This window comes from Vibrio gigantis (genome assembly GCF_024347515.1).
Classification (GTDB): Bacteria; Pseudomonadota; Gammaproteobacteria; order Enterobacterales; family Vibrionaceae; genus Vibrio; species Vibrio gigantis.
In genome coordinates, this window is the sequence record NZ_AP025492.1 from 3,108,700 (window position 1) to 3,134,572 (window position 25,873).

A 25,873-nucleotide genomic window follows, 5' to 3' on the forward strand; every position below is an offset into this window, starting at 1 on the left:
CACCTTGATTAAAACATTGAGGTTTCAATTTCGATCTTTTTCTCGACCTCTTCCGAGTCAACCAAGCCTTGCGCCATCAGCTGCTTCGCATTTTGCTCCATGGTCTGCATACCATGTGCCGCCCCCGTTTGAATGATCGAATACATCTGCGCGACCTTGTCTTCACGAATCAAGTTTCTAATCGCTGGTGTCGCCATCATGATTTCATGACAAGCCACACGACCGCCACCTACACGTTTTAACAGCTTCTGAGCAATGACCGAACGCAATGATTCAGAAAGCATTGAGCGCACCATGTCTTTGTCGCTACCCGGGAATACATCGATAATACGGTCAATAGTTTTTGCCGCCGAACTGGTATGCAAAGTACCAAAAACCAAGTGACCGGTTTCTGCAGCGGTTAACGCTAAACTAATGGTTTCTTGGTCACGAAGCTCACCTACAAGGATAACGTCTGGGTCTTCACGTAACGCACTGCGTAGCGCCGCTTTAAAGCTGTGAGTATCACGATGAACTTCACGCTGGTTAACAAGGCATTTATTGTTGGTATGAACGAATTCAATCGGGTCTTCGATGGTCAGGATGTGCTTATTGTGGTTGCGATTTACGTAATCCACCATCGCCGCGAGCGTCGTCGATTTACCAGAACCAGTGGGTCCAGTGACAAGTACCAAACCTTTTTCGTAATTAGCAATCTTTTCAAAGATTTCAGGCGCACCTAACTGTTCTAAAGTTGGGATCTCTACAGGGATAGTTCGAAAGACAGCCGAGCAACCACGAGCTTGGTTAAAAGCATTCACACGGAAGCGACCAACATTGGGTAATTCAAAAGAGAAGTCGACTTCCAGTTTTTCTTCAAACTCACCGCGTTGTGAATCACTCATGATCTCAAAAACCAAACGATGCACATCAGCATGACTCAAAGCTGGGATTCCAAGCTTCCTTACTTCACCATCTATACGTACCATTGGAGATACACCCGCAGAAAGATGTAGATCTGACGCGTTATGCTTTACACTAAAATCTAGTAACTCAGTGATATCCATTTATTTTCCCTTAAGTAAAGTCAGCTATGAGTAGTATTCAACAAAATATCGAACAAATCACCTCACAGATTCGTAGTGCTGAGCAAAAGTGCGGACGAGCTCCAGAGTCCGTGCAACTTTTAGCCGTCAGCAAAACTAAACCTATTGATGCGATTCTAGAAGCCGCACTCGGAGGCCAAGTTGCCTTTGGTGAAAACTATGTTCAAGAAGGTGTTGATAAAGTAAAACACTTTTCAGAACAACATTCTAACCTAAATTTAGAGTGGCACTTTATTGGTCCGATCCAATCCAATAAAACCCGCCCAATCGCGGAAAGCTTCCAATGGGTGCATTCCGTCGATCGCGATAAGATCGCACAAAGGCTTAACGATCAACGACCAAGCGAACTTTCTCCTCTGCAGGTGCTTATCCAAGTGAACACTAGCGGCGAAGAGTCCAAGTCTGGCACATCTGAAGAGACAGTTTTTGCACTGGCAGAGTTGATTTCATCGCTCCCCAACCTCACCTTAAGAGGATTGATGTCGATTCCTGCAAACGTCTCTGACTATCAATCTCAGCTTAATGCATTTTCTCAACTGGCAGAGCTTCAAAAAAAGCTAGCCGCGAAGTATTCAGACATTGATACTCTTTCGATGGGTATGAGTGGTGATATGAATGCAGCAGTTGAGGCGGGTAGTACAATGGTTCGTATTGGAACGGCCATATTTGGTGCTCGTGATTACACAAAATAGCAATTAGTTAGCAACCAGAAGTCGACGATAAGTATTGATACCGCTTCGCTTGAACCGCGCAGCGACACGCTCAGGATTTTATATATGGAACATAAGAACATCGCCTTTATTGGGGCGGGAAACATGGTTCGCTCAATTGTAGCGGGCTTAGTAGCAAGTGGTTACCCAGCGCAAAAGATTACTGCGACAGCGCCTTCAGACACCAGAAGGCTGCCGTTAGAGCAAAAATACGGCATCAATACCACCAGCGATAATATTGCCGCAGCAGAGCAAGCAGACGTTGTTGTATTATCAGTGAAGCCACAGATGATGGCTGATGTATGTAACCCCTTACAAAGCATCGACTTTAGCAACAAACTGGTTATCTCAATTGCTGCAGGTATTAATGCGAATCGACTCAATGAGATGTTAGACTGCCAACTGAACCTGGTTCGTGTGATGCCAAACACGCCATCACTGCTTGGTAAAGGGATGAGCGGTCTTTATGCCGACTCAACGGTCAGCGAAGATGATAAAGACTTTGCTTCTCAGCTGATGCAAGCTGTAGGTGAAGTCAGTTGGGTTGAGCAAGAATCTGGTATCAACAACATCATTGCGGCGGCGGGGAGTGCTCCGGCTTACTTCTTCCTGTTTATGGAAGCGATGCAAGCTGAGGCAATCAACCAAGGCTTCGACCAAGAAACCGCACGTAAATTAGTGCAGCAGTCTGCATTAGGCGCGGCAGAGATGGTGGTAGCGAATCCAAATACTGAATTATCTACACTGCGTGAACAGGTGACTTCAAAAGGCGGAACGACCGCAGAAGCATTACGCACGTTCAATGAACATCAACTATCAGACATTGTAGCCAAAGCCATGCAAGCGGCGGTTGCTCGAGCTGAAGAGATGGAAAAACTGTTTTAAGCATTTTGTCGCTCGAGTTATATCTAAGCGGCAAGTAAATCCGAAAAAGGAAACAATATGAACTCGATGAGCTTTCTGATCTCGACCGTTTTTGATCTTTACATCATGGTTGTGATCTTGCGTATCTGGCTACAAGCATCACGTGCAGACTTCTACAATCCATTCTCACAATTCATCGTAAAAGCGACACAACCTGTTGTTGCCCCACTACGCCGAGTTATCCCATCTATCGGCAGCCTTGATCTTGCGACGGTTGTTTTTGCTTATGTGCTATGTGTGCTTAAGTTTGTTGCTCTCAACCTGATTATCTCTGGCGGCGCGGCTGTATTCGATATCAGCTTCCTGATCTTTGGTGCGCTGTCTTTGCTAAAAGCGGCGGGTGGTTTGATCTTCTGGGTTCTACTAATCCGTGCAATCCTTAGCTGGGTTAGCCAAGGCCGTAGCCCAATCGAGTACGTGTTCCATCAACTGACTGAGCCAATGCTAATGCCTATCCGCCGTATTCTACCGGATATGGGTGGCTTCGACTTAAGCGTTCTGGTTCTGTTCATTGTTCTGCAATTTGCGAACTTCCTAATGGGCGACATGATTGGTCCTATTTGGTATCAGCTATAATTCAAGTACGAACATCAGGTACTTTGACGATGCCAAAAGCGGTTTGGGCCGAGGAAGACGATATTCTTCTTAGGCTCTATATCCAACCCAAAGCAAGCCGAGACAAAATTGTTGGCTTGCACGGTGAGGAACTAAAAATTGCCATCACTGCTCCACCAATTGATGGCAAAGCCAATGCCCACTTAGCGAAATACCTAGCGAAACAATTCAAGGTCGCTAAAGGGCAAATTAAGATAGAAAAGGGAGAACTCGGTCGACATAAGCAAATTCGAATATGTTCACCAAGCCAAATCCCAACTGAAGTCAAAGCCATCCTATGATGGCTTTTTGCTATTTATTGGAGTCACTATGCGTCTATGGATTACAGCACTACTCACCGCTCTTGTTGCCCTACCAAGTTCAGCAGGACAATTTAAAAACATTAAGGATGTCGAGGTTCACTACTCGGCTTTTAACTCGACATTTTTAACGGCTCAAGTCGCTAAGCAGTACAAGCTTAAGCGAAATGGCTACTCAGCGATTTTAAACATCAGCGTGTTAGACAAAGCTTCCCTTGGCAAGCCTGCAACAACCGCTAAAATCACGGGAACAGCGAAGAACCTTGTAGGTAACACTCGCACGCTTAACTTCCGCGAAATAAAGGAAGGTGATGCGATTTATTACCTAGCTGAGTTCCCTGTAACACACGAAGAAAACATCACTTTTAATATCGATGTTAACGCAGGTTTGAAAGGCACTGGCCCACTGCGATTCACACAAAAATTCTATATAGAAGAGTAGCTTCAACCGTCACTTTTCTGTTCACTAACTTATTAGAGCCACATCCCCATGAGTAAGATTGTTTTAGCCACAGGCAACCAAGGTAAAGTTCGCGAGATGGCAGATATTCTGTCTGAGTTTGGTTTTGACGTGGTCGCACAAAGTGAGTTTAACGTTTCAGAAGTCGCAGAAACAGGAACAACTTTCATTGAAAATGCCATCATCAAAGCTCGCCATGCTGCGAAAGAGACAGGGCTGCCAGCGATCGCTGACGACTCAGGTTTAGAGGTTGATTTCCTTAAGGGCGCTCCGGGCATCTACTCAGCGCGTTACTCAGGTGAAGAGGCGACAGATAAACAAAACATCGAAAAACTGCTTGATGCCATGCAAGGTGTGGAAACTGAAAAGCGTGCCGCTCGTTTCCACTGTGTGTTGGTGCTAATGCGTCACGAAAACGATCCAACACCATTGGTGTGCCACGGTAAATGGGAAGGTCGAATTCTGACTGAAGAGCACGGTGAGAATGGCTTTGGCTATGATCCTGTATTCTTTGTACCTGAAGATAACTGCGCGTCTGCTGAACTCGAATCTACACGTAAAAAGCAGCTTTCACACCGCGGTAAAGCCCTTGCTTCACTATTCGAAGCAATAAAAGAGCAAGCTCTGTAATGCACGATACCGCGCTTATACCACCAGCACTTAGTCTCTATGTACACATCCCATGGTGTGTACAAAAGTGTCCGTATTGTGATTTCAACTCACACGCTCTGAAAGCCGAGATTCCTGAAAAAGAGTACATCGATGCGCTACTTGAGGATCTCGATACTGATATCGAAAAATACCAACTCAATGGCGCACCTCGTCCACTGCACTCGATCTTTATTGGTGGTGGTACTCCTAGCCTATTCTCTCCAGAAGGGATAGGTCGATTACTCCAAGGCATTGAACAACGCATCCCGTTCAAACCGGAAATCGAAATCACCATGGAAGCCAACCCAGGCACCATTGAAGCTGAGCGTTTTGCAGGTTACCAAAAGGCTGGGGTAAATCGAATCTCAGTGGGTGTACAAAGCTTTGAGCAAGAGAAGCTAGAAAGACTTGGGCGTATTCATGGTCAAGATGAAGCAGTGAGCGCCGCTCACTTAGCACATAAGATCGGATTGAATAGTTTCAACTTAGATCTCATGCACGGCTTGCCGGATCAAAGCATAGATCAAGCATTGGCGGATCTAGACAAAGCGATCGAGCTTAACCCTCCACACTTATCTTGGTATCAGCTAACAATAGAACCTAACACCATGTTCTATTACAAAACGCCAAAGCTACCTGACGATGATGACCTTTGGGATATTTTCGACTTGGGTCATAAGAAACTCGCAGACGCAGGCTATGTGCAGTACGAAATTTCAGGCTACAGCAAGCCCGGCTATCAGTGTCAGCATAACCTTAACTATTGGCGCTTTGGTGACTACCTAGGTATTGGCTGTGGTTCTCATGGCAAGCTAAGCTTTGCTGATGGTCGCATTGTTCGCACGACTAAGATTAAACACCCTAGAGGCTATTTAACGGCTTACCAGAACATGGTGAAGCCTTACCTATCTGATGAGTTTGAAGTGCCAAATGAAGACCGCCCTTTTGAGTTCTTTATGAACCGCTTTAGGTTAATGGAAGCGTGTCCAAAAAAAGATTTCATCGATACTACTGGGCTTGGTTTTGACGCTGTTCAGTCAACGATTGAGTGGGCAAAAGAGCTAGGTTACTTGAACGAAACTGACACTCATTGGCAGATCACGGAAAAAGGGAAACTTTTCCTCAACGATTTGCTGGAAGCCTTTATGGCAGAAGAAGACGAGTAGTTCGAAATTCGAGAAGTACTGCATAAGGGTTGGCTTTAGGGTCAACCCTTTTTATTGTAAGAGTCTTTCTCGAAGCGAAGCGCTCTATAGGACGAAGTCCGTGCTCGCATCTCGCATCTCTCTTCTAAAAAATAGAACGACCAATTCGCTCTGAAAGCAACTCTAGCGCCTTAGTACCAGCAAGAGAGTTACCAGAAGGATCCAACTCTGGAGACCATACCGCGATTGTCATCTCACCCGGAACGATGGCAATTATACCTCCGCCAACACCCGACTTACCCGGCATACCAACACGATAAGCAAACTCACCGGCTCCATCGTACAAACCACAAGTTGCAAGCAAAGCATTCAACTGCTTAGTTTGAACAGGTGTGATGATCTCTTTCTTGGTTTGAACCGACACACCTTTGTTCGCCAAATAGCTAAAGGTTTTCGCCAAATCTACACACGTCATTTTAAGTGCACAAGCATGGAAGTAATTGTTGAGTACCGGAATTACATCGTTCTCAAAATTACCAAACGAGCGCATCAAATAAGCAATGGCAGCATTACGATCGCTGTGCATCATTTCTGAAGCCGCTACCACCTTGTCATACACAATATGAGTATCACCCGATAACTGACGCACAAACTCTAACAAACGGTGCCTAGGCGCAGACAAGCGGCTTTGTAGTAGATCAGCTACGACAATAGCACCCGCATTGATGAACGGGTTACGGGGAATCCCATGTTCCATCTCAAGCTGAATCATAGAGTTAAAGGCTTGGCCAGAAGGTTCCTTGCCTACGCGTTGCCAAATCTCTTCAGGCTTGTATAACACCATAGCTAAGGTCAGGCTCAAGGCTTTAGAGATGGATTGCACAGAGAAGGCTTCCTCTGCATCACCCGCTTGAATCACCTCACCTTCGTTTGTGTATACTGCAATCGCCAGTTTCTGGTTCGATACGCGAGCCAATGCAGGGATATAGTCAGCAACCTTTCCCTGACCAATTAGGGGACGAACTTCGTCTAAAATCTCGGCCAAAATAGCTTGAGTTGGTTTCATGTGTGCTTACTTCTATATTGTTATTTTTGTAGGGTTCTAACATATACCAATCGTAGTAAATAACTGCTCACTCTAGCTTGTTAAAATGCTCGATAACTGCGTTAGAATTTTTGATTGTAGAGCAACTACTTATCGAAAAATGCTGCCTTGTTCTCAAGCCTTTTTCCTACGCTATTTCTGATCACTTACTGACTGTGATTGGTATTACTTTCTGCCGTTAAGCCTTTACTGAAATAAAAGCCTAAGGACAAAAAAGCCAACATTACAATAATGTTGGCTTTAATCAATCCCACAAAGTGTAAGGTTTAACCTAAAGCAGGTTTACCTTCACTTGTTGTGCTCGAGAACTACTTAGTACGCTTGTACTTAATATCCCAAACGCCATGACCTAGACGGTGGCCACGAGCTTCAAATTTCGTTAGCGGACGCTCATCTGGGCGAGGAATGTAATCACCATCTTCAGCGATATTCTCGAAGCCTGGTGCAACGTTCATCACTTCAATCATGTGCTCTGCGTAGTTTTCCCAGTCTGTTGCCATGTGGAAAATACCAGTATCAAGTTGAAGTTTACCACGAACCATTTCTGCAAACTCAGCCTTAACTATACGACGTTTGTGGTGACGAGCTTTGTGCCATGGGTCAGGGAAGAACAGTTGCAGTGTATGCAGGCTGCTATCTGGAATCATGTGTTCAAATACTTCTACTGCATCGTGACACATTACACGCAGGTTAGTTACGCCAGCATCACGTGCTGTACCTAAACAAGCACCAACACCTGGGCTATGAACTTCAATACCTAAGAAGTTTTTCTCAGGTGCGTTCTTTGCCATTTCAACCAGTGATGCACCCATACCGAAGCCAATCTCTAGTACAACTGGGTTATCGTTGCCAAATACTTCTTTCCAGTTAAGAAGCTCTGGGTTGTAGTCGATACCCATTGTTGGCCAACATTCATTCATCGCGTTTTCTTGGCCTTTTGTTAAGCGGCCTTCGCGGCGAACAAAACTACGGATCTTACGAACCAGTTTGCCGTCTTCAGTATATTCGTTAGTGGTCACTTCACTCATTGATTTTTGCCTGCACATTGATTAATCAAAGCGGGGATTATCCAAAGAATTGCCTTCGGTGCAAGTCTTTCCGTGGATAAATTCCCACACAATTTGTCTGTTTTACATCCAACGTTAAGTGTGGTGCAATTTCGCTTCTAATAATAGCAAAGCATAGAGCATGTCGTGACTCCTTTCGCAACCGCCATATTAAAGTGGTATGACGCCTACGGGCGTAAAGAATTACCTTGGCAACAAAACAAAACCGCCTACACCGTTTGGCTATCTGAAATCATGCTTCAGCAGACTCAGGTTGCTACGGTGATTCCATACTACCAACGCTTCTTGGAACGCTTCCCAACGGTTATTGACCTAGCGAACGCTGAACAAGATGAAGTACTCCACTTATGGACGGGGCTTGGTTATTACGCGCGAGCTCGTAACCTTCACAAAGCTGCCAAGATTGTTGCTGAACAATATGGTGGTGAGTTTCCGCTGTCTATTGAAGAGATGAACGCGCTGCCGGGCATCGGTCGCTCTACTGCAGCTGCAGTGCTGTCTTCCGTTCATAAGCTTCCTCATGCGATTCTTGATGGCAATGTGAAGCGAACGCTTGCAAGAAGCTTTGCCGTTGAAGGCTGGCCTGGACAAAAGAAGGTTGAAAACCAACTTTGGGTGCATGCAGAAGCTCATACTCCGAAAAAAGATGTTGATAAGTACAATCAAGCAATGATGGACATGGGAGCGATGGTTTGTACTCGTAGCAAGCCGAAATGTACTCTGTGCCCAATTGAAAGCATGTGTGAAGCCAAGAAGCTTGATAGACAACTCGACTTCCCTGGCAAGAAACCTAAGAAAGAAAAACCAGTAAAAGAAACATGGTTTGTGATTCTTTATCACGACAATCAAGTGTGGCTCGAACAGCGTCCTCAGTCTGGTATCTGGGGAGGCTTATTCTGTTTCCCTCAAAATGAAAATGCAGAGATTGAACATCAGTTAGATCTTCGCTCGATCAAAGATGCTGAAACCGAATCAATCAAGACCATGATTGCGTTTAGGCACACTTTCAGCCACTACCACTTAGATATCACACCAGTATTAGTAAAATTAGATAAACAACCAGATTTGATAATGGAAGGGACCAAAGGTCTCTGGTATAACTTATCAAAACCGGAAGAAATTGGCCTAGCCGCTCCTGTGAAGCAGCTTATTGAGAGCCTACCCTTTGAACTGAACGACGACGTTTGAATCAACGAACGCGATAAGAGGAACCACTATGAGCCGCACTGTATTTTGTGCTCGCCTCCAGAAAGACGCTGAAGGCTTAGATTTTCAACTTTACCCAGGTGACTTAGGTAAGCGTATCTTTGACAACATCTCTAAAGAAGCTTGGGGACAATGGCAAAGCAAGCAAACAATGCTGATCAATGAAAAGAAGCTAAACATGATGGATCCTGAGCATCGTAAACTTCTTGAAACTGAGATGGTTAACTTCCTTTTCGAAGGTAAAGATGTCGTAATTGATGGCTATACTCCACCAAGCGAATAAGACATTTATTTAAGCAAATTTTAATGACATCATGGTTAACGCTGCGATGTCATTTTTGTATGAGGAACTATGAAAAAGCTAAGTTACTTCCTAACAGCTATGTTATTAACAGGCTGCAGCCGTGAATTTGTCGAAAGCATTTATGATGTTAATTACGAACCGACCAACCGATTCGTAAGCAACTTGGCAGAGCTACCGGGTCAGTTTGAAAAAGACACAGGTGCACTGGATGCGTTGATTAATAGCTTTTCTGGCAATATCCAAAAACGCTGGGGCAGCAGTGAAGTAAAAATAGCAGGTAAGAGTAACTATGTGAAATACATAGACAATTACTTGAGCCGCTCAGAAGTAAACTTTAGCGAAGGCCTGATAACAGTGGAAACTGTATCCTCAACTGAGCCTAAAAAACACCTCAAGAACGCGATAATGACGACGCTTTTAACGCCAGATGATCCGGCGCATGTCGACCTATTCTCTTCAAAAAGCATCAAGTTAGAAGGTAAACCTTTCCTCTACAATCAGGTCGTCGACCAAGAGAAAAAGCCTATTCAATGGACATGGCGCGCTAACCAATTCGCAGATTACTTGATCGCTAATAACCTCAAAACCAAAGAAGTCGACTTTAAAAAAGCCTACTACGTTGAGATTCCGATGGTGGCCGATCACGCGAGTCAGCGTAGTTATCAATATGCCGATATCGTCCGCAGAGCGTCCCAGCGTTATGACATTCCTGAAGACTTGATTTACGCCATCATCAAAACAGAAAGTAGTTTTAACCCATATGCAGTGAGCTGGGCGAATGCATATGGTCTTATGCAAGTCGTACCAAAAACGGCAGGTCGAGACGTATTTAAACTGGTAAAGAACAAGCCTGGAGAACCCACTCCTGAGTATTTATTCAATCCAGAAAACAACATTGATGCTGGCACGGCGTACTTTTACATCCTTAAAAATCGCTATTTGAAAGACGTGCAACACCCAACAACGCTTGAGTACAGCATGATTTCTGCATACAACGGCGGTACTGGTGGCGTACTCAATACCTTCAGTAAGGACAGAAAGCGAGCAATGCGAGACCTAAACTCGCTGCAACCTAGCCAAGCGTACTGGGCACTTACCAAGAAGCACCCAAATAAAGAGTCGCGCCGATACTTAGAAAAAGTAACAAAATTCAAGAAAGATTTTAACCAAGGTAAAACGTAAGCCTCACTTTTGAATAAAAAAACAACTAACGAACGTTTTTTTTAATTATTTTCAAAAAAGGTGTTGACGGTTATGCAGAAAATCCGTTTAATAGCGCTCCGTTGCCCGGATAGCTCAGTCGGTAGAGCAGAGGATTGAAAATCCTCGTGTCGGTGGTTCGATTCCGCCTCCGGGCACCACAATTTGATTTGTTGGTGTCAACACTCTTTAACAGGGAGTAGCAACACGGACAAAAGCATAAAGAATTTAGTGTGCCGACTTAGCTCAGTAGGTAGAGCAACTGACTTGTAATCAGTAGGTCACCAGTTCGACTCCGGTAGTCGGCACCATTCTTTTGCCTCGATAGCTCAGTCGGTAGAGCAGCGGATTGAAAATCCGCGTGTCGGTGGTTCGATTCCGCCTCGAGGCACCATTATTTGGTACTTAACAAATAATGGTCTTAATAGACCAGATGTTGAGACAAGTAATTCCCCCTTAGTTCAGTTGGTAGAACGGCGGACTGTTAATCCGTATGTCGCAGGTTCGAGTCCCGCAGGGGGAGCCATTTTAAAGGGCTTCATTTTAATGAGGTTTTAACGAAGAGTTTACTCTTCAAGCAAAGAATTTAGTGTGCCGACTTAGCTCAGTAGGTAGAGCAACTGACTTGTAATCAGTAGGTCACCAGTTCGACTCCGGTAGTCGGCACCATTCTTTTGCCTCGATAGCTCAGTCGGTAGAGCAGCGGATTGAAAATCCGCGTGTCGGTGGTTCGATTCCGCCTCGAGGCACCATTATTTGATACTTAACAAATAATGGTCTTAATAGACCTGATGTTAAGACAAGTAATTCCCCTTTAGTTCAGTTGGTAGAACGGCGGACTGTTAATCCGTATGTCGCAAGTTCAAGTCTTGCAAGGGGAGCCACATTCAAGAAAGCCAAGTCGAAAGACTTGGCTTTTTTTCGTTTGAACGAAAGCTAAATCTATTCGATCACAGCATCTAACCTTAGCAATCCCTATAAAGCCTCTCTTAATTCTCACGACAATATCTTCTTCTTAATTAACTTCCCACTATCTCGCGACCCGAACTCCATTTATTCACTAAACCAGAACTTTAAAACTCGTTCATAGTCACACATAAAAATAAACAAGCTTTCGTTCTGTTACTTTTTTTTCTTCGTAAATTTAATCTTCATCATGTTTTGATATCTTTCTGATATCTGCCCTACACGACTTAGATTAAGATTCGATGAAACATACCTAATACTTATTGTTGAATCGCTGCGCGGGGAAATATGAAATTAAAAACGCAAGCTTACTTATTATCGGGCATCATCTTGATCGCCTTGCTAGCGCTGACTGCTACTGGTTTATGGACCTTGAGAGTCGCTAGCAACATGGACAACAAAGCTCGCGTTACAGAGCTATTTAAGAGTGCATACAGCATTCTTACTGAAGTTGAGAAAATGGCTCTTGATGGCACTCTAGAAGAGCAACAAGCAAAACAACTTGCTACTCGCCTACTGCGTAACAACATCTATAAAGACAATGAATACGTTTACGTTGCAGATGAAAACATGACATTTGTCGCGACACCGCTAGATCCACAGCTACATGGAACCAGCTTCAATGACTTCAATGACGGTGACGGCAATAGTGTTGGCCAACTTATACAAAGAGTACTTGGCAATCGTACTGGACAGATCGTTGAATACACCTGGACGCAAAAGCTTCCAGACGGAACCATTGAAGAAAAACTGTCTATTGCAGAGAAAACTCCGCATTGGGGTTGGGTTGTCGGCACAGGTATTGGCTTCAACGAAGTTAACGCTCGTTTCTGGTCTACCGCTCAATGGCAGCTCTTCCTTTGCGTCGTGATTGCTGGCCTTATCCTATCGAGCTTAATCATATCGATTAAACGCATGCTAACACTTCTTGGTGGCGAGCCTAAAGATGTAAGAGAAGCCGTACAAGCCGTCGCAGAAGGCCGTATTCAAACCTCTTTCGAAACTCAAGCGATAAACGGCAGTATCTATCACGCTGTCCAGCAAATGAGTAAGTCGTTAGCTGAACTAGTCTCAAACCTAAATGCTTCTATGTTGGCATTAAGAGGCGAATTACAGCGCGTAGAAGATCGTGCAGGTTCTATCGCTCAACTAACCGAAACTCAGCAGCAATCAACTGAGATGATCGCGACAGCAATGACCGAAATGGCTTCTTCAGCTAACAATGTTGCTGATTCAGCGGGCGATACAGCGCGTAATACTGATGAAGCAGACAAACAGAGCCAGCATACCCAACGTCTTATTCACAACACAGTAGACAACATTCAAGGCCTAGCAGGTCAACTAGGCACGGCAAGTGAAGCTGTAGCTAACCTAGACAACGATGTAAACAACATTGTCAAAGTACTCGACGTTATCGGTGACATAGCAGAACAAACTAACTTATTGGCACTGAATGCAGCTATTGAGGCCGCGCGAGCTGGCGAACAAGGTCGTGGATTTGCGGTTGTAGCAGATGAGGTTCGTAACCTTGCAGGCCGAACTCAATCAAGCACCAAAGAAATTCAATTAATGATTAATAACCTTCAAGAAGGATCTCGCAACGCAATTCAAACTATGGAAGTTTGTGCAGCGACCAGTGAAAGCACCGTAACCGAGTCTCAAAACGCCTCTGAAGCACTACAACAGATTGTTGTAGCATTAGAGTCTATCTCATCAATGAGTCATCAAATCGCGACAGCAGCCGCTGAGCAGACTCAGGTGAGTGATGATATATCGAAGCGTATTAATATGATCGAAGAGAGCGGTAACCAACTGAGCAACGTCGTGACAGAAAGTCATAACAGTACCCAAACCCTCGCCTCCCTTTCCAACGAATTAGAAGCTTGGGTTAATAGGTTTGAAGTAAAACGCTAAACGTCCTAGAAATTTCTAAATAAAAAAGCACGTTTTCATACGTGCTTTTTTTGTTTCGGTGCCCATTCAGTGTAGTTAACCGTAGTTTTACTATCTTTTAGGGCATGCTAGACCTAGGTTTTTTACCCCAAATGAGCAAAAACAACCCACTAAGTATAGAAAAACATCAAACGATACTTTTTTTGCAATTTAATGTTGACCCAGAACGCGAAAACACGTTTAATACACCTCGTCGCCCGGATAGCTCAGTCGGTAGAGCAGAGGATTGAAAATCCTCGTGTCGGTGGTTCGATTCCGCCTCCGGGCACCACAATTTATTTGTTGGTGTCTTAGACAACAACAGTAAAGCACAAAGAAATATTATGTGCCGACTTAGCTCAGTAGGTAGAGCAACTGACTTGTAATCAGTAGGTCACCAGTTCGATTCCGGTAGTCGGCACCATTTCTTTAAAGCTTTAAGAATAATTCCCCTTTAGTTCAGTTGGTAGAACGGCGGACTGTTAATCCGTATGTCGCAAGTTCAAGTCTTGCAAGGGGAGCCAAGTTAATCATTAAGCGTAAGCTTCTTGATAGATGATGCCGACTTAGCTCAGTAGGTAGAGCAACTGACTTGTAATCAGTAGGTCACCAGTTCGATTCCGGTAGTCGGCACCATTCTCTTGATGAGAGATAAAACCATCAATTCCCCTTTAGTTCAGTTGGTAGAACGGCGGACTGTTAATCCGTATGTCGCAAGTTCAAGTCTTGCAAGGGGAGCCAATTAAAAGAAGCCGCATCATTGATGCGGCTTTTTTGCATCTGAAGATCTAAACTTATTCATACAAGCCCACTCACCCCTTTCTACTACCTCATGTTATTTAAAAACCAACTCTTCTAAAGCAATCAAACTTTTCTCTTTAATTCTGTTCAAGCTATCACAGCAACAAACTAATCACTCTTGTAAAAAGTCAGTCGTCACAAACGTACTAGTTTTGTTATCTTGCTGAAAAATGCTAGTAATGAGTACACGGATTGAAAAGCTGAAGAATGAATTCAAATAAGCTCCAGGAAGGCTTAGTGGATTCCGTAAATTGAAGCGATGTACGATTCACTCTTTATCGAAACTATCCACCACAATCGCTCCCATAGACGCTGGCATAGAAATAACGATCACCCTTTTGATGGATACAATTGGGTCGCTTAACAAAGGCAGTTTATCCAAACAAGTCAGCACCAAAGCAACAACCAATGCTGTCATCACATAAGCAATAACAATTCTGAAAATAAACACAGGTAACCGAGCGATGATATCTTTCTGAAATACACTCTCATACGTATAAAAGCCAAGGAACACCGCAGACAACAAGAACAGCAACAATAAGTTAGCTGTGGGTAAGGTCTCCCCTAATTTCCACGCTTCTTCAGAAAAAGAAATCGGTACAGCCAAAGCAAAAGATCCCACAAAGATCTGGCTCGCATCTTCAAAGTTAAAACTCAATTTCATAAAGCTACCTTTAAGCCTTTAGATATGTGTCTAGTTACTAAAACTATCAATTCATGATCTTTGGGAGATTTGTTAATTACCATCTAATATTAGTCGCATTGGTCAAAACAGAGCTTGGACTAGCAAGCAATAAAATGAATAACTCACAGACACTGGTAACCAACCCTACATATCCACAACCAATGTTGAGTAAAGAAGTACATCTCCACCATATCTATTGGGTCGTCGTAACTAATAAGCTTCATACAACTCTATATACATCAGTACTAAAGATATCATCCCGAATTGGCTACACATTAGTAATGCTCTTCAATCTAAAACCCACCTCTTATTCAACGACTAGCTACGGCATAAATAGCAAGCAAATTAATAATGTTGAGATTCATCTTTCAGGTGTATTTATGACGCGTCTAAAGTCTTTCAAAACTATCTAAAAGACTGTTGAGTAGCAATTACGCTAGCCTCTGGCTAATCATTACAGATCCTGATTGTGAGCGACAAACAGAATAGAGGCGGAGGATAAAAGTAGCCAGAAGCTTTGTTTACAAGTATCTATAGCCAAGTGCTTTCTAATAGCACTATTCTTGATCGCAAGACTCCTGCGTAAGTATTGAGAACTACCTGATAGTGAACCTTCCGAGTGGCGCAATATAAGCCTCTTAAGCCACTCAGTTCAATATGACCTGAACTGAGTCAAACTACTTAACTCCCCTTTCAACAGGCCTATGTAATTGCATAGGAAGCATCTTGTAGCATTAAGTGACGGAATACCAAGTTGTTTGCGAGAAACTCTTTAAATCTAGTTCTACGATTAATCTTTCAGGGTCGTGACTGAATAGTCAAACCTCGAAATAAGAGTAGAGTTCGGACAATTAAATAGAATGTAAGGAGCTTAGTTATTTATCAATGATTACTAGATATATGATTGAGCACACGAGAAATCATTACTCAAAGCTTAAAAAGGCGTACTTACAATAGACATGAGCAAGCTTTTTAAAAATAGGAGAGGCTAATAACTGAGATTAGCAAGCCCTAAGAAAGATAAGCCATTATCCAGCTGTAAAAAGATTCCGCTATGTTGAACGGATCTTATAAGCGGAGTTGTGGTTAGGATATCTGGAGGCAGGGGCTAGTTGATAGAAGCTCTAAATATCTACGTTAAGAAACACCGAAAGCCTAGTGATAATACATGGCTTTCTAATAAGTGGCTGGCCTGGCATTTCATCGGACTCGCGCACAAGCGGGACTCTTTCGACCGAAGGGAGAATATAGAATGATTCAAATGTAAAAAAGCCCTGCTATTTCTAGCAGGGCTTCTCTATAAGTGGCGGAGTGGACGGGACTCGAACCCGCGACCCCCGGCGTGACAGGCCGGTATTCTAACCAACTGAACTACCACTCCGCAGTGTCTATTCAGCTTAAAGCAATTTGAGCCTGACGATGTCCTACTCTCACATGGGGAAGCCCCACACTACCATCGGCGCTATTGTGTTTCACTTCTGAGTTCGGCATGGAATCAGGTGGGTCCACAATGCTATGGTCGTCAAACAAATTCTATTGTTAACTTGATTAATCAAATCAACTAAATAATGGTGCTGATACCCAGACTCGAACTGGGGACCTCACCCTTACCAAGGGTGCGCTCTACCGGGCTGAGCTATATCAGCAGTTCAAGAATCATTTAAAAACGATTCTGAAAACTTTTTGTCTTCACTTTTTAAAGTGAAAATAAATTTAAAGCCTGGCGATGTCCTACTCTCACATGGGGAAGCCCCACACTACCATCGGCGCTATTGTGTTTCACTTCTGAGTTCGGCATGGAATCAGGTGGGTCCACAATGCTATGGTCGCCAAGCAAATTTTGCTTTTACTTTCAGCTTTTTTTAAAAACTGAAGGCAAAATAATCTGGAAAACTGTATTTAAAAGTGTCTCTTCAAACTCATTCAAGCGTTTGGTATTTCTTTGAGTCCATCAAAACCCCTTGGGTGTTGTATGGTTAAGCCTCACGGGCAATTAGTACAGGTTAGCTCAATGCCTCGCAGCACTTACACACCCTGCCTATCAACGTCGTAGTCTACGACAACCCTTTAGGACGCTTAAAGCGTCAGGGAAAACTCATCTCAAGGCTCGCTTCCCGCTTAGATGCTTTCAGCGGTTATCGATTCCGAACTTAGCTACCGGGCAATGCCATTGGCATGACAACCCGAACACCAGAGGTTCGTCCACTCCGGTCCTCTCGTACTAGGAGCAGCCCCTTTCAATTTTCCAACGCCCACGGCAGATAGGGACCGAACTGTCTCACGACGTTCTAAACCCAGCTCGCGTACCACTTTAAATGGCGAACAGCCATACCCTTGGGACCGACTTCAGCCCCAGGATGTGATGAGCCGACATCGAGGTGCCAAACACCGCCGTCGATATGAACTCTTGGGCGGTATCAGCCTGTTATCCCCGGAGTACCTTTTATCCGTTGAGCGATGGCCCTTCCATTCAGAACCACCGGATCACTATGACCTGCTTTCGCACCTGCTCGAATTGTCATTCTCGCAGTCAAGCGGGCTTATGCCATTGCACTAACCACACGATGTCCAACCGTGTTTAGCCCACCTTCGTGCTCCTCCGTTACTCTTTGGGAGGAGACCGCCCCAGTCAAACTACCCACCAGGCACTGTCCGTAATCCCGATTCAGGGACCAACGTTAGAACATCAAAACTACAAGGGTGGTATTTCAAGGACGACTCCACCACATCTAGCGACGCGGTTTCAAAGTCTCCCACCTATCCTACACATGTAGGTTCAATGTTCAGTGCCAAGCTGTAGTAAAGGTTCACGGGGTCTTTCCGTCTAGCCGCGGGTACACTGCATCTTCACAGCGATTTCAATTTCACTGAGTCTCGGGTGGAGACAGCGTGGCCATCATTACGCCATTCGTGCAGGTCGGAACTTACCCGACAAGGAATTTCGCTACCTTAGGACCGTTATAGTTACGGCCGCCGTTTACCGGGGCTTCGATCAAGAGCTTCGACCGAAGTCTAACCCCATCAATTAACCTTCCGGCACCGGGCAGGCGTCACACCGTATACGTCATCTTACGATTTTGCACAGTGCTGTGTTTTTAATAAACAGTTGCAGCCACCTGGTATCTGCGACTCTCGTCTGCTCCATCCGCAAGGGACTTCACTGATAAGAGCGTACCTTCTCCCGAAGTTACGGTACCATTTTGCCTAGTTCCTTCACCCGAGTTCTCTCAAGCGCCTTGGTATTCTCTACCCGACCACCTGTGTCGGTTTGGGGTACGATTCCTTACAATCTGAAGCTTAGAGGCTTTTCCTGGAAGCATGGCATCAATGACTTCACTACCGTAGTAGCTCGACATCGTATCTCAGCGTTAGTAGCGGTCCGGATTTACCTAAACCACCCGCCTACGTACTTGAACCTGGACAACCGTCGCCAGGCCCACCTAGCCTTCTCCGTCCCCCCATCGCAATTGTAAGAAGTACGGGAATATTAACCCGTTTCCCATCGACTACGCCTTTCGGCCTCGCCTTAGGAGTCGACTTACCCTGCCCCGATTAACGTTGGACAGGAACCCTTGGTCTTCCGGCGAGGGAGTTTTTCACTCCCTTTATCGTTACTCATGTCAGCATTCGCACTTCTGATACCTCCAGCAGCCCTTACAGACCACCTTCAACGGCTTACAGAACGCTCCCCTACCCCACATACCCTAAGGTACGTAGCCGCAGCTTCGGTGTATAGCTTAGCCCCGTTACATCTTCCGCGCAGGCCGACTCGACCAGTGAGCTATTACGCTTTCTTTAAATGATGGCTGCTTCTAAGCCAACATCCTGGCTGTCTGAGCCTTCCCACATCGTTTCCCACTTAGCTATACTTTGGGACCTTAGCTGGCGGTCTGGGTTGTTTCCCTCTCCACGACGGACGTTAGCACCCGCCGTGTGTCTCCCGGATAGTACTTACTGGTATTCGGAGTTTGCAAAGGGTTGGTAAGTCGGGATGACCCCCTAGCCTTAACAGTGCTCTACCCCCAGTAGTATTCGTCCGAGGCGCTACCTAAATAGCTTTCGGGGAGAACCAGCTATCTCCAGGTTTGATTGGCCTTTCACCCCTAGCCACAAGTCATCCGCTAATTTTTCAACATTAGTCGGTTCGGTCCTCCAGTTGATGTTACTCAACCTTCAACCTGCCCATGGCTAGATCACCTGGTTTCGGGTCTAATCCTAGCAACTGTACGCCCAGTTAAGACTCGGTTTCCCTACGGCTCCCCTAAACGGTTAACCTTGCTACTAAAATTAAGTCGCTGACCCATTATACAAAAGGTACGCAGTCACACCACGAAGGTGCTCCTACTGCTTGTACGTACACGGTTTCAGGTTCTATTTCACTCCCCTCACAGGGGTTCTTTTCGCCTTTCCCTCACGGTACTGGTTCACTATCGGTCAGTCAGTAGTATTTAGCCTTGGAGGATGGTCCCCCCATATTCAGACAGGATATCACGTGTCCCGCCCTACTCGTTTTCACTGATTATGATGTGTCGGTTACGGGGCTATCACCCTTTATTGCGAGACTTTCCAGACTCTTCACCTGCATCATTAAAAGCTTAAGGGCTAATCCAATTTCGCTCGCCGCTACTTTCGGAATCTCGGTTGATTTCTCTTCCTCGGGGTACTTAGATGTTTCAGTTCCCCCGGTTTGCCTCCTGTTGCTATGTATTCACAACAGGATACTTACTTATGTAAGTGGGTTTCCCCATTCAGGAATCCCAGACTCAAAAGGTTATTACTACCTAATCTGGGCTTATCGCAAGTTATTACGCCTTTCATCGCCTCTGACTGCCAAGGCATCCACCGTGTACGCTTAGTCACTTAACCATACAACCCGAAAGGGTCTTAATGTATGGCAACTAACCAAGGTTTTTGGTTGTCATCAAGAAGGGTTAATTCTTGATAACTGTTTGCCGGACTCAATTGTGAATCAATGTAAACATTGATTCGAATACAAGACACTTGAATGTGTTTGTTGTGTTTACCTTAAAGGTAAACATTGAGAACTTTTAAATTTGATTGAATTACTCGTAAGTAATCAATCAGTCAGCTTTCCAAATTGTTAAAGAGCTTGATTCATAAATGAACCATTTTTAAAGATTCTTAGGGAAAAACCCTTAAAGATGGTGGAGCTATGCGGGATCGAACCGCAGACCTCCTGCGTGCAAGGCAGGCGCTCTCCCAGCTGAGCTATAGCCCCATCTAGGTCGATATTGGTGGGTCTGAGTGGACTTGAACCACCGACCTCCCGCTTATCAGGCGAGCGCTCTAACCAGCTGAGCTACAGACCCAATATCGTCTCTTAACTTTTCTAAACCTAATCAATCTGTGTGGACACTCATCGTAAGTATCTTCGTATAAGGAGGTGATCCAGCCCCAGGTTCCCCTAGGGCTACCTTGTTACGACTTCACCCCAGTCATGAACCACAAAGTGGTGAGCGTCCTCCCCGAAAGGTTAAACTACCCACTTCTTTTGCAGCCCACTCCCATGGTGTGACGGGCGGTGTGTACAAGGCCCGGGAACGTATTCACCGTGACATTCTGATTCACGATTACTAGCGATTCCGACTTCATGGAGTCGAGTTGCAGACTCCAATCCGGACTACGACGCACTTTTTGGGATTCGCTCACTATCGCTAGCTTGCTGCCCTCTGTATGCGCCATTGTAGCACGTGTGTAGCCCTACTCGTAAGGGCCATGATGACTTGACGTCGTCCCCACCTTCCTCCGGTTTATCACCGGCAGTCTCCCTGGAGTTCCCGACATTACTCGCTGGCAAACAAGGATAAGGGTTGCGCTCGTTGCGGGACTTAACCCAACATTTCACAACACGAGCTGACGACAGCCATGCAGCACCTGTCTCAGAGCTCCCGAAGGCACACCTGCGTCTCCGCTGGCTTCTCTGGATGTCAAGAGTAGGTAAGGTTCTTCGCGTTGCATCGAATTAAACCACATGCTCCACCGCTTGTGCGGGCCCCCGTCAATTCATTTGAGTTTTAATCTTGCGACCGTACTCCCCAGGCGGTCTACTTAACGCGTTAGCTCCGAAAGCCACGGCTCAAGGCCACAACCTCCAAGTAGACATCGTTTACGGCGTGGACTACCAGGGTATCTAATCCTGTTTGCTCCCCACGCTTTCGCATCTGAGTGTCAGTATCTGTCCAGGGGGCCGCCTTCGCCACTGGTATTCCTTCAGATCTCTACGCATTTCACCGCTACACCTGAAATTCTACCCCCCTCTACAGTACTCTAGTTCACCAGTTTCAAATGCAGTTCCGAGGTTGAGCCCCGGGCTTTCACATCTGACTTAATGAACCACCTGCATGCGCTTTACGCCCAGTAATTCCGATTAACGCTCGCACCCTCCGTATTACCGCGGCTGCTGGCACGGAGTTAGCCGGTGCTTCTTCTGTTGCTAACGTCAAGAGATAGCGCTATTAACGCTACCCCCTTCCTCACAACTGAAAGTACTTTACAACCCGAAGGCCTTCTTCATACACGCGGCATGGCTGCATCAGGCTTTCGCCCATTGTGCAATATTCCCCACTGCTGCCTCCCGTAGGAGTCTGGACCGTGTCTCAGTTCCAGTGTGGCTGATCATCCTCTCAGACCAGCTAGGGATCGTCGCCTTGGTGAGCCATTACCTCACCAACTAGCTAATCCCACCTAGGCATATCTTGACGCGAGAGGCCCGAAGGTCCCCCTCTTTGGCCCGTAGGCATTATGCGGTATTAGCCATCGTTTCCAATGGTTATCCCCCACATCAAGGCAATTTCCTAGGCATTACTCACCCGTCCGCCGCTCGACGCCCATTAACGCACCCGAAGGATTGTTAGTGTCGTTTCCGCTCGACTTGCATGTGTTAGGCCTGCCGCCAGCGTTCAATCTGAGCCATGATCAAACTCTTCAATTTAAGATTTTGTGACTCAACGAATACTGACTTCAAAACTACTGTGTAATTTTAAAGTTATTACCATTCCAACAGAATGATAATGAATTGACTGTGCCAAATAACCTCTCTCTATAAAGAAAGTAATTATTCGTATTGGTCACTCAGTTCATTGAAATCAATTTTGTTACCGAAGTAACTGCTATTACCTAAGTAATAACGTTTTGATATTCATCAACGAGTGCCCACACAGATTGATAGGTTTAAATTGTTAAAGAGCTTTGCTTTCAGTGCCTTAGCACTTAAGCAGGACGCGTATAATACGCTTTCTACTTTGAAAGTCAACATAAAATACTAAGAAAACTTAGAACCCTATGGTGACTTGTCTAGAAACTAGACAAAGTCGAAATTAAAGCCTGGCGATGTCCTACTCTCACATGGGGAAGCCCCACACTACCATCGGCGCTATTGTGTTTCACTTCTGAGTTCGGCATGGAATCAGGTGGGTCCACAATGCTATGGTCGCCAAGCAAATTTTAAAATTCGGAAAGCTGTTTTTCGTTCTCTTCAAACTCATTCAAGCGTTTGGTATTTCTTTGAGTCCATCAAAACCCCTTGGGTGTTGTATGGTTAAGCCTCACGGGCAATTAGTACAGGTTAGCTCAATGCCTCGCAGCACTTACACACCCTGCCTATCAACGTCGTAGTCTACGACAACCCTTTAGGACACTTAAAGTGTCAGGGAAAACTCATCTCAAGGCTCGCTTCCCGCTTAGATGCTTTCAGCGGTTATCGATTCCGAACTTAGCTACCGGGCAATGCCATTGGCATGACAACCCGAACACCAGAGGTTCGTCCACTCCGGTCCTCTCGTACTAGGAGCAGCCCCTTTCAATTTTCCAACGCCCACGGCAGATAGGGACCGAACTGTCTCACGACGTTCTAAACCCAGCTCGCGTACCACTTTAAATGGCGAACAGCCATACCCTTGGGACCGACTTCAGCCCCAGGATGTGATGAGCCGACATCGAGGTGCCAAACACCGCCGTCGATATGAACTCTTGGGCGGTATCAGCCTGTTATCCCCGGAGTACCTTTTATCCGTTGAGCGATGGCCCTTCCATTCAGAACCACCGGATCACTATGACCTGCTTTCGCACCTGCTCGAATTGTCATTCTCGCAGTCAAGCGGGCTTATGCCATTGCACTAACCACACGATGTCCAACCGTGTTTAGCCCACCTTCGTGCTCCTCCGTTACTCTTTGGGAGGAGACCGCCCCAGTCAAACTACCCACCAGGCACTGTCCGTAATCCCGATTCAGGGACCAACGTTAGAACATCAAAACTACAAGGGTGGTATTTCAAGGACGACTCCACCACATCTAGCGACGCGGTTTCAAAGTCTCCCACCTATCCTACACATGTAGGTTCAATGTTCAGTGCCAAGCTGTAGTAAAGGTTCACGGGGTCTTTCCGTCTAGCCGCGGGTACACTGCATCTTCACAGCGATTTCAATTTCACTGAGTCTCGGGTGGAGACAGCGTGGCCATCATTACGCCATTCGTGCAGGTCGGAACTTACCCGACAAGGAATTTCGCTACCTTAGGACCGTTATAGTTACGGCCGCCGTTTACCGGGGCTTCGATCAAGAGCTTCGACCGAAGTCTAACCCCATCAATTAACCTTCCGGCACCGGGCAGGCGTCACACCGTATACGTCATCTTACGATTTTGCACAGTGCTGTGTTTTTAATAAACAGTTGCAGCCACCTGGTATCTGCGACTCTCGTCTGCTCCATCCGCAAGGGACTTCACTGATAAGAGCGTACCTTCTCCCGAAGTTACGGTACCATTTTGCCTAGTTCCTTCACCCGAGTTCTCTCAAGCGCCTTGGTATTCTCTACCCGACCACCTGTGTCGGTTTGGGGTACGATTCCTTACAATCTGAAGCTTAGAGGCTTTTCCTGGAAGCATGGCATCAATGACTTCACTACCGTAGTAGCTCGACATCGTATCTCAGCGTTAGTAGCGGTCCGGATTTACCTAAACCACCCGCCTACGTACTTGAACCTGGACAACCGTCGCCAGGCCCACCTAGCCTTCTCCGTCCCCCCATCGCAATTGTAAGAAGTACGGGAATATTAACCCGTTTCCCATCGACTACGCCTTTCGGCCTCGCCTTAGGAGTCGACTTACCCTGCCCCGATTAACGTTGGACAGGAACCCTTGGTCTTCCGGCGAGGGAGTTTTTCACTCCCTTTATCGTTACTCATGTCAGCATTCGCACTTCTGATACCTCCAGCAGCCCTTACAGACCACCTTCAACGGCTTACAGAACGCTCCCCTACCCCACATACCCTAAGGTACGTAGCCGCAGCTTCGGTGTATAGCTTAGCCCCGTTACATCTTCCGCGCAGGCCGACTCGACCAGTGAGCTATTACGCTTTCTTTAAATGATGGCTGCTTCTAAGCCAACATCCTGGCTGTCTGAGCCTTCCCACATCGTTTCCCACTTAGCTATACTTTGGGACCTTAGCTGGCGGTCTGGGTTGTTTCCCTCTCCACGACGGACGTTAGCACCCGCCGTGTGTCTCCCGGATAGTACTTACTGGTATTCGGAGTTTGCAAAGGGTTGGTAAGTCGGGATGACCCCCTAGCCTTAACAGTGCTCTACCCCCAGTAGTATTCGTCCGAGGCGCTACCTAAATAGCTTTCGGGGAGAACCAGCTATCTCCAGGTTTGATTGGCCTTTCACCCCTAGCCACAAGTCATCCGCTAATTTTTCAACATTAGTCGGTTCGGTCCTCCAGTTGATGTTACTCAACCTTCAACCTGCCCATGGCTAGATCACCTGGTTTCGGGTCTAATCCTAGCAACTGTACGCCCAGTTAAGACTCGGTTTCCCTACGGCTCCCCTAAACGGTTAACCTTGCTACTAAAATTAAGTCGCTGACCCATTATACAAAAGGTACGCAGTCACACCACGAAGGTGCTCCTACTGCTTGTACGTACACGGTTTCAGGTTCTATTTCACTCCCCTCACAGGGGTTCTTTTCGCCTTTCCCTCACGGTACTGGTTCACTATCGGTCAGTCAGTAGTATTTAGCCTTGGAGGATGGTCCCCCCATATTCAGACAGGATATCACGTGTCCCGCCCTACTCGTTTTCACTGATTATGATGTGTCGGTTACGGGGCTATCACCCTTTATTGCGAGACTTTCCAGACTCTTCACCTGCATCATTAAAAGCTTAAGGGCTAATCCAATTTCGCTCGCCGCTACTTTCGGAATCTCGGTTGATTTCTCTTCCTCGGGGTACTTAGATGTTTCAGTTCCCCCGGTTTGCCTCCTGTTGCTATGTATTCACAACAGGATACTTACTTATGTAAGTGGGTTTCCCCATTCAGGAATCCCAGACTCAAAAGGTTATTACTACCTAATCTGGGCTTATCGCAAGTTATTACGCCTTTCATCGCCTCTGACTGCCAAGGCATCCACCGTGTACGCTTAGTCACTTAACCATACAACCCGAAAGGGTCTTAATGTATGGCAACTAACCAAGGTTTTTGGTTGTCATCAAGAAGGGTTAATTCTTGATAACTGTTTGCCGGACTCAATTGTGAATCAATGTAAACATTGATTCGAATACAAGACACTTGAATGTGTTTGTTGTGTTTACCTTAAAGGTAAACATTGAGAACTTTTAAATTTGATTGAATTACTCGTAAGTAATCAATCAGTCAGCTTTCCAAATTGTTAAAGAGCTTGATTCATAAATGAACCATTTTTAA

General features: G+C 45.7%; 15 protein-coding genes, 16 tRNA genes and 6 rRNA genes. 23 read left to right on the top strand and 14 right to left on the bottom strand.

Annotated features, from left to right (window positions below; all coding sequences use genetic code 11):
* Positions 1 to 8 precede the first annotated feature (8 nt).
* Entirely contained in the window at positions 9 to 1,046 is a 1,038-nt protein-coding gene (locus OCV56_RS13800) for a type IV pilus twitching motility protein PilT (RefSeq protein ID WP_048605840.1), read from the bottom strand.
* Between the two features lie 26 nt (positions 1,047 to 1,072).
* Here OCV56_RS13800 and OCV56_RS13805 point away from each other — a divergent pair, with 26 nt between their 5' ends.
* The 7 genes from OCV56_RS13805 to hemW all read left to right on the top strand — a co-directional run bounded on the left by OCV56_RS13805 (position 1,073) and on the right by hemW (position 5,910).
* The gene (locus OCV56_RS13805) at positions 1,073 to 1,777 is read left to right on the top strand and encodes a YggS family pyridoxal phosphate-dependent enzyme (protein WP_086712020.1); all 705 of its coding nucleotides are present in this window, start codon (positions 1,073 to 1,075) and stop codon (positions 1,775 to 1,777) included.
* An 84-nt stretch (positions 1,778 to 1,861) separates the two neighbouring features.
* Positions 1,862 to 2,680 carry a pyrroline-5-carboxylate reductase gene (gene proC / locus OCV56_RS13810; protein WP_086712021.1) on the top strand — a complete coding sequence of 273 codons (819 nt, stop codon included), beginning with the start codon at positions 1,862 to 1,864 and terminating at the stop codon, positions 2,678 to 2,680.
* Between the two features lie 57 nt (positions 2,681 to 2,737).
* Entirely contained in the window at positions 2,738 to 3,295 is a 558-nt protein-coding gene (locus tag OCV56_RS13815; protein ID WP_010435653.1) for a YggT family protein, read from the top strand.
* A gap of 29 nt (positions 3,296 to 3,324) precedes the next feature.
* Complete coding sequence (yggU, locus tag OCV56_RS13820; protein WP_086712022.1) at positions 3,325 to 3,615, top strand: DUF167 family protein YggU; 291 nt, start codon at positions 3,325 to 3,327, stop codon at positions 3,613 to 3,615.
* Between the two features lie 28 nt (positions 3,616 to 3,643).
* Positions 3,644 to 4,075 (top strand): DUF4426 domain-containing protein, encoded by a 432-nt coding sequence (locus OCV56_RS13825; RefSeq protein WP_016768173.1) that lies wholly within the window; start codon positions 3,644 to 3,646, stop codon positions 4,073 to 4,075.
* Between the two features lie 48 nt (positions 4,076 to 4,123).
* Positions 4,124 to 4,723 carry an XTP/dITP diphosphatase gene (locus tag OCV56_RS13830; protein WP_086712023.1) on the top strand — a complete coding sequence of 200 codons (600 nt, stop codon included), beginning with the start codon at positions 4,124 to 4,126 and terminating at the stop codon, positions 4,721 to 4,723.
* Positions 4,723 to 5,910, top strand: coding sequence for a radical SAM family heme chaperone HemW (hemW, locus tag OCV56_RS13835; protein WP_086712024.1), 1,188 nt, complete (start codon positions 4,723 to 4,725; stop codon positions 5,908 to 5,910). Before OCV56_RS13830 ends, hemW begins: the two co-directional genes overlap by 1 nt.
* Positions 5,911 to 6,034: 124 nt before the next feature.
* Here hemW and glsB read toward each other — a convergent pair whose 3' ends face one another.
* Together glsB and trmB are read right to left on the bottom strand one after the other, a co-directional pair.
* Positions 6,035 to 6,955: a glutaminase B gene (gene glsB / locus OCV56_RS13840; RefSeq protein ID WP_017629544.1), complete on the bottom strand. Its 921-nt coding sequence runs from the start codon at positions 6,953 to 6,955 to the stop codon at positions 6,035 to 6,037.
* A 347-nt stretch (positions 6,956 to 7,302) separates the two neighbouring features.
* Positions 7,303 to 8,022, bottom strand: coding sequence for a tRNA (guanosine(46)-N7)-methyltransferase TrmB (gene trmB / locus OCV56_RS13845; protein ID WP_010435641.1), 720 nt, complete (start codon positions 8,020 to 8,022; stop codon positions 7,303 to 7,305).
* 165 nt (positions 8,023 to 8,187) lie between these two features.
* Here trmB and mutY point away from each other — a divergent pair, with 165 nt between their 5' ends.
* The 16 genes from mutY (at position 8,188) to OCV56_RS13925 (ending at position 14,410) form a co-directional block, all read left to right on the top strand.
* Entirely contained in the window at positions 8,188 to 9,249 is a 1,062-nt protein-coding gene (gene mutY, locus OCV56_RS13850; protein ID WP_086712025.1) for an A/G-specific adenine glycosylase, read from the top strand.
* Between the two features lie 28 nt (positions 9,250 to 9,277).
* Positions 9,278 to 9,550, top strand: coding sequence for an oxidative damage protection protein (locus OCV56_RS13855; RefSeq protein ID WP_004735465.1), 273 nt, complete (start codon positions 9,278 to 9,280; stop codon positions 9,548 to 9,550).
* 69 nt (positions 9,551 to 9,619) lie between these two features.
* Positions 9,620 to 10,753 (top strand): membrane-bound lytic murein transglycosylase MltC, encoded by a 1,134-nt coding sequence (mltC, locus tag OCV56_RS13860; RefSeq protein ID WP_086712026.1) that lies wholly within the window; start codon positions 9,620 to 9,622, stop codon positions 10,751 to 10,753.
* A gap of 103 nt (positions 10,754 to 10,856) precedes the next feature.
* Positions 10,857 to 10,932, top strand: a tRNA-Phe gene (locus tag OCV56_RS13865).
* Between the two features lie 74 nt (positions 10,933 to 11,006).
* A tRNA-Thr gene (locus OCV56_RS13870) sits at positions 11,007 to 11,082 on the top strand.
* Positions 11,083 to 11,089: 7 nt separating this feature from the next.
* Positions 11,090 to 11,165 (top strand) — tRNA-Phe (locus OCV56_RS13875).
* Between the two features lie 56 nt (positions 11,166 to 11,221).
* Positions 11,222 to 11,297: transfer RNA gene (locus tag OCV56_RS13880), tRNA-Asn, on the top strand.
* A 67-nt stretch (positions 11,298 to 11,364) separates the two neighbouring features.
* Positions 11,365 to 11,440: transfer RNA gene (locus OCV56_RS13885), tRNA-Thr, on the top strand.
* Between the two features lie 7 nt (positions 11,441 to 11,447).
* A tRNA-Phe gene (locus OCV56_RS13890) sits at positions 11,448 to 11,523 on the top strand.
* Positions 11,524 to 11,579: 56 nt separating this feature from the next.
* Positions 11,580 to 11,655, top strand: a tRNA-Asn gene (locus OCV56_RS13895).
* Positions 11,656 to 12,025: 370 nt separating this feature from the next.
* Positions 12,026 to 13,651, top strand: coding sequence for a methyl-accepting chemotaxis protein (locus tag OCV56_RS13900; protein WP_086712027.1), 1,626 nt, complete (start codon positions 12,026 to 12,028; stop codon positions 13,649 to 13,651).
* Between the two features lie 234 nt (positions 13,652 to 13,885).
* Positions 13,886 to 13,961: transfer RNA gene (locus OCV56_RS13905), tRNA-Phe, on the top strand.
* A gap of 56 nt (positions 13,962 to 14,017) precedes the next feature.
* Positions 14,018 to 14,093: transfer RNA gene (locus OCV56_RS13910), tRNA-Thr, on the top strand.
* Positions 14,094 to 14,117: 24 nt separating this feature from the next.
* Positions 14,118 to 14,193, top strand: a tRNA-Asn gene (locus tag OCV56_RS13915).
* Positions 14,194 to 14,229: 36 nt separating this feature from the next.
* Positions 14,230 to 14,305 (top strand) — tRNA-Thr (locus OCV56_RS13920).
* Positions 14,306 to 14,334: 29 nt separating this feature from the next.
* Positions 14,335 to 14,410: transfer RNA gene (locus OCV56_RS13925), tRNA-Asn, on the top strand.
* Between the two features lie 328 nt (positions 14,411 to 14,738).
* Here the strand turns inward: OCV56_RS13925 and OCV56_RS13930 are convergent.
* The 11 genes from OCV56_RS13930 to OCV56_RS13980 all read right to left on the bottom strand — a co-directional run bounded on the left by OCV56_RS13930 (position 14,739) and on the right by OCV56_RS13980 (position 25,603).
* Positions 14,739 to 15,134, bottom strand: a complete 396-nt coding sequence (locus OCV56_RS13930) for a DUF2391 family protein (protein ID WP_086712028.1) — start codon at positions 15,132 to 15,134, stop codon at positions 14,739 to 14,741.
* A gap of 1,325 nt (positions 15,135 to 16,459) precedes the next feature.
* Positions 16,460 to 16,536, bottom strand: a tRNA-Asp gene (locus OCV56_RS13935).
* A gap of 30 nt (positions 16,537 to 16,566) precedes the next feature.
* A 5S ribosomal RNA gene (gene rrf / locus OCV56_RS13940) occupies positions 16,567 to 16,682 on the bottom strand.
* Between the two features lie 42 nt (positions 16,683 to 16,724).
* Positions 16,725 to 16,801, bottom strand: a tRNA-Thr gene (locus tag OCV56_RS13945).
* A 72-nt stretch (positions 16,802 to 16,873) separates the two neighbouring features.
* Positions 16,874 to 16,989 (bottom strand): 5S ribosomal RNA (gene rrf, locus OCV56_RS13950).
* A 138-nt stretch (positions 16,990 to 17,127) separates the two neighbouring features.
* Positions 17,128 to 20,021 (bottom strand): 23S ribosomal RNA (locus OCV56_RS13955).
* A 297-nt stretch (positions 20,022 to 20,318) separates the two neighbouring features.
* Positions 20,319 to 20,394, bottom strand: a tRNA-Ala gene (locus OCV56_RS13960).
* Positions 20,395 to 20,408: 14 nt separating this feature from the next.
* Positions 20,409 to 20,485, bottom strand: a tRNA-Ile gene (locus OCV56_RS13965).
* Between the two features lie 67 nt (positions 20,486 to 20,552).
* A 16S ribosomal RNA gene (locus OCV56_RS13970) occupies positions 20,553 to 22,107 on the bottom strand.
* Positions 22,108 to 22,497: 390 nt separating this feature from the next.
* Positions 22,498 to 22,613: ribosomal RNA gene (gene rrf, locus OCV56_RS13975) — 5S ribosomal RNA — on the bottom strand.
* A gap of 96 nt (positions 22,614 to 22,709) precedes the next feature.
* Positions 22,710 to 25,603: ribosomal RNA gene (locus OCV56_RS13980) — 23S ribosomal RNA — on the bottom strand.
* The 16S, 23S and 5S rRNA genes sit together here with 4 tRNA genes alongside, the layout of an rRNA operon.
* Positions 25,604 to 25,873: the final 270 nt, after the last annotated feature.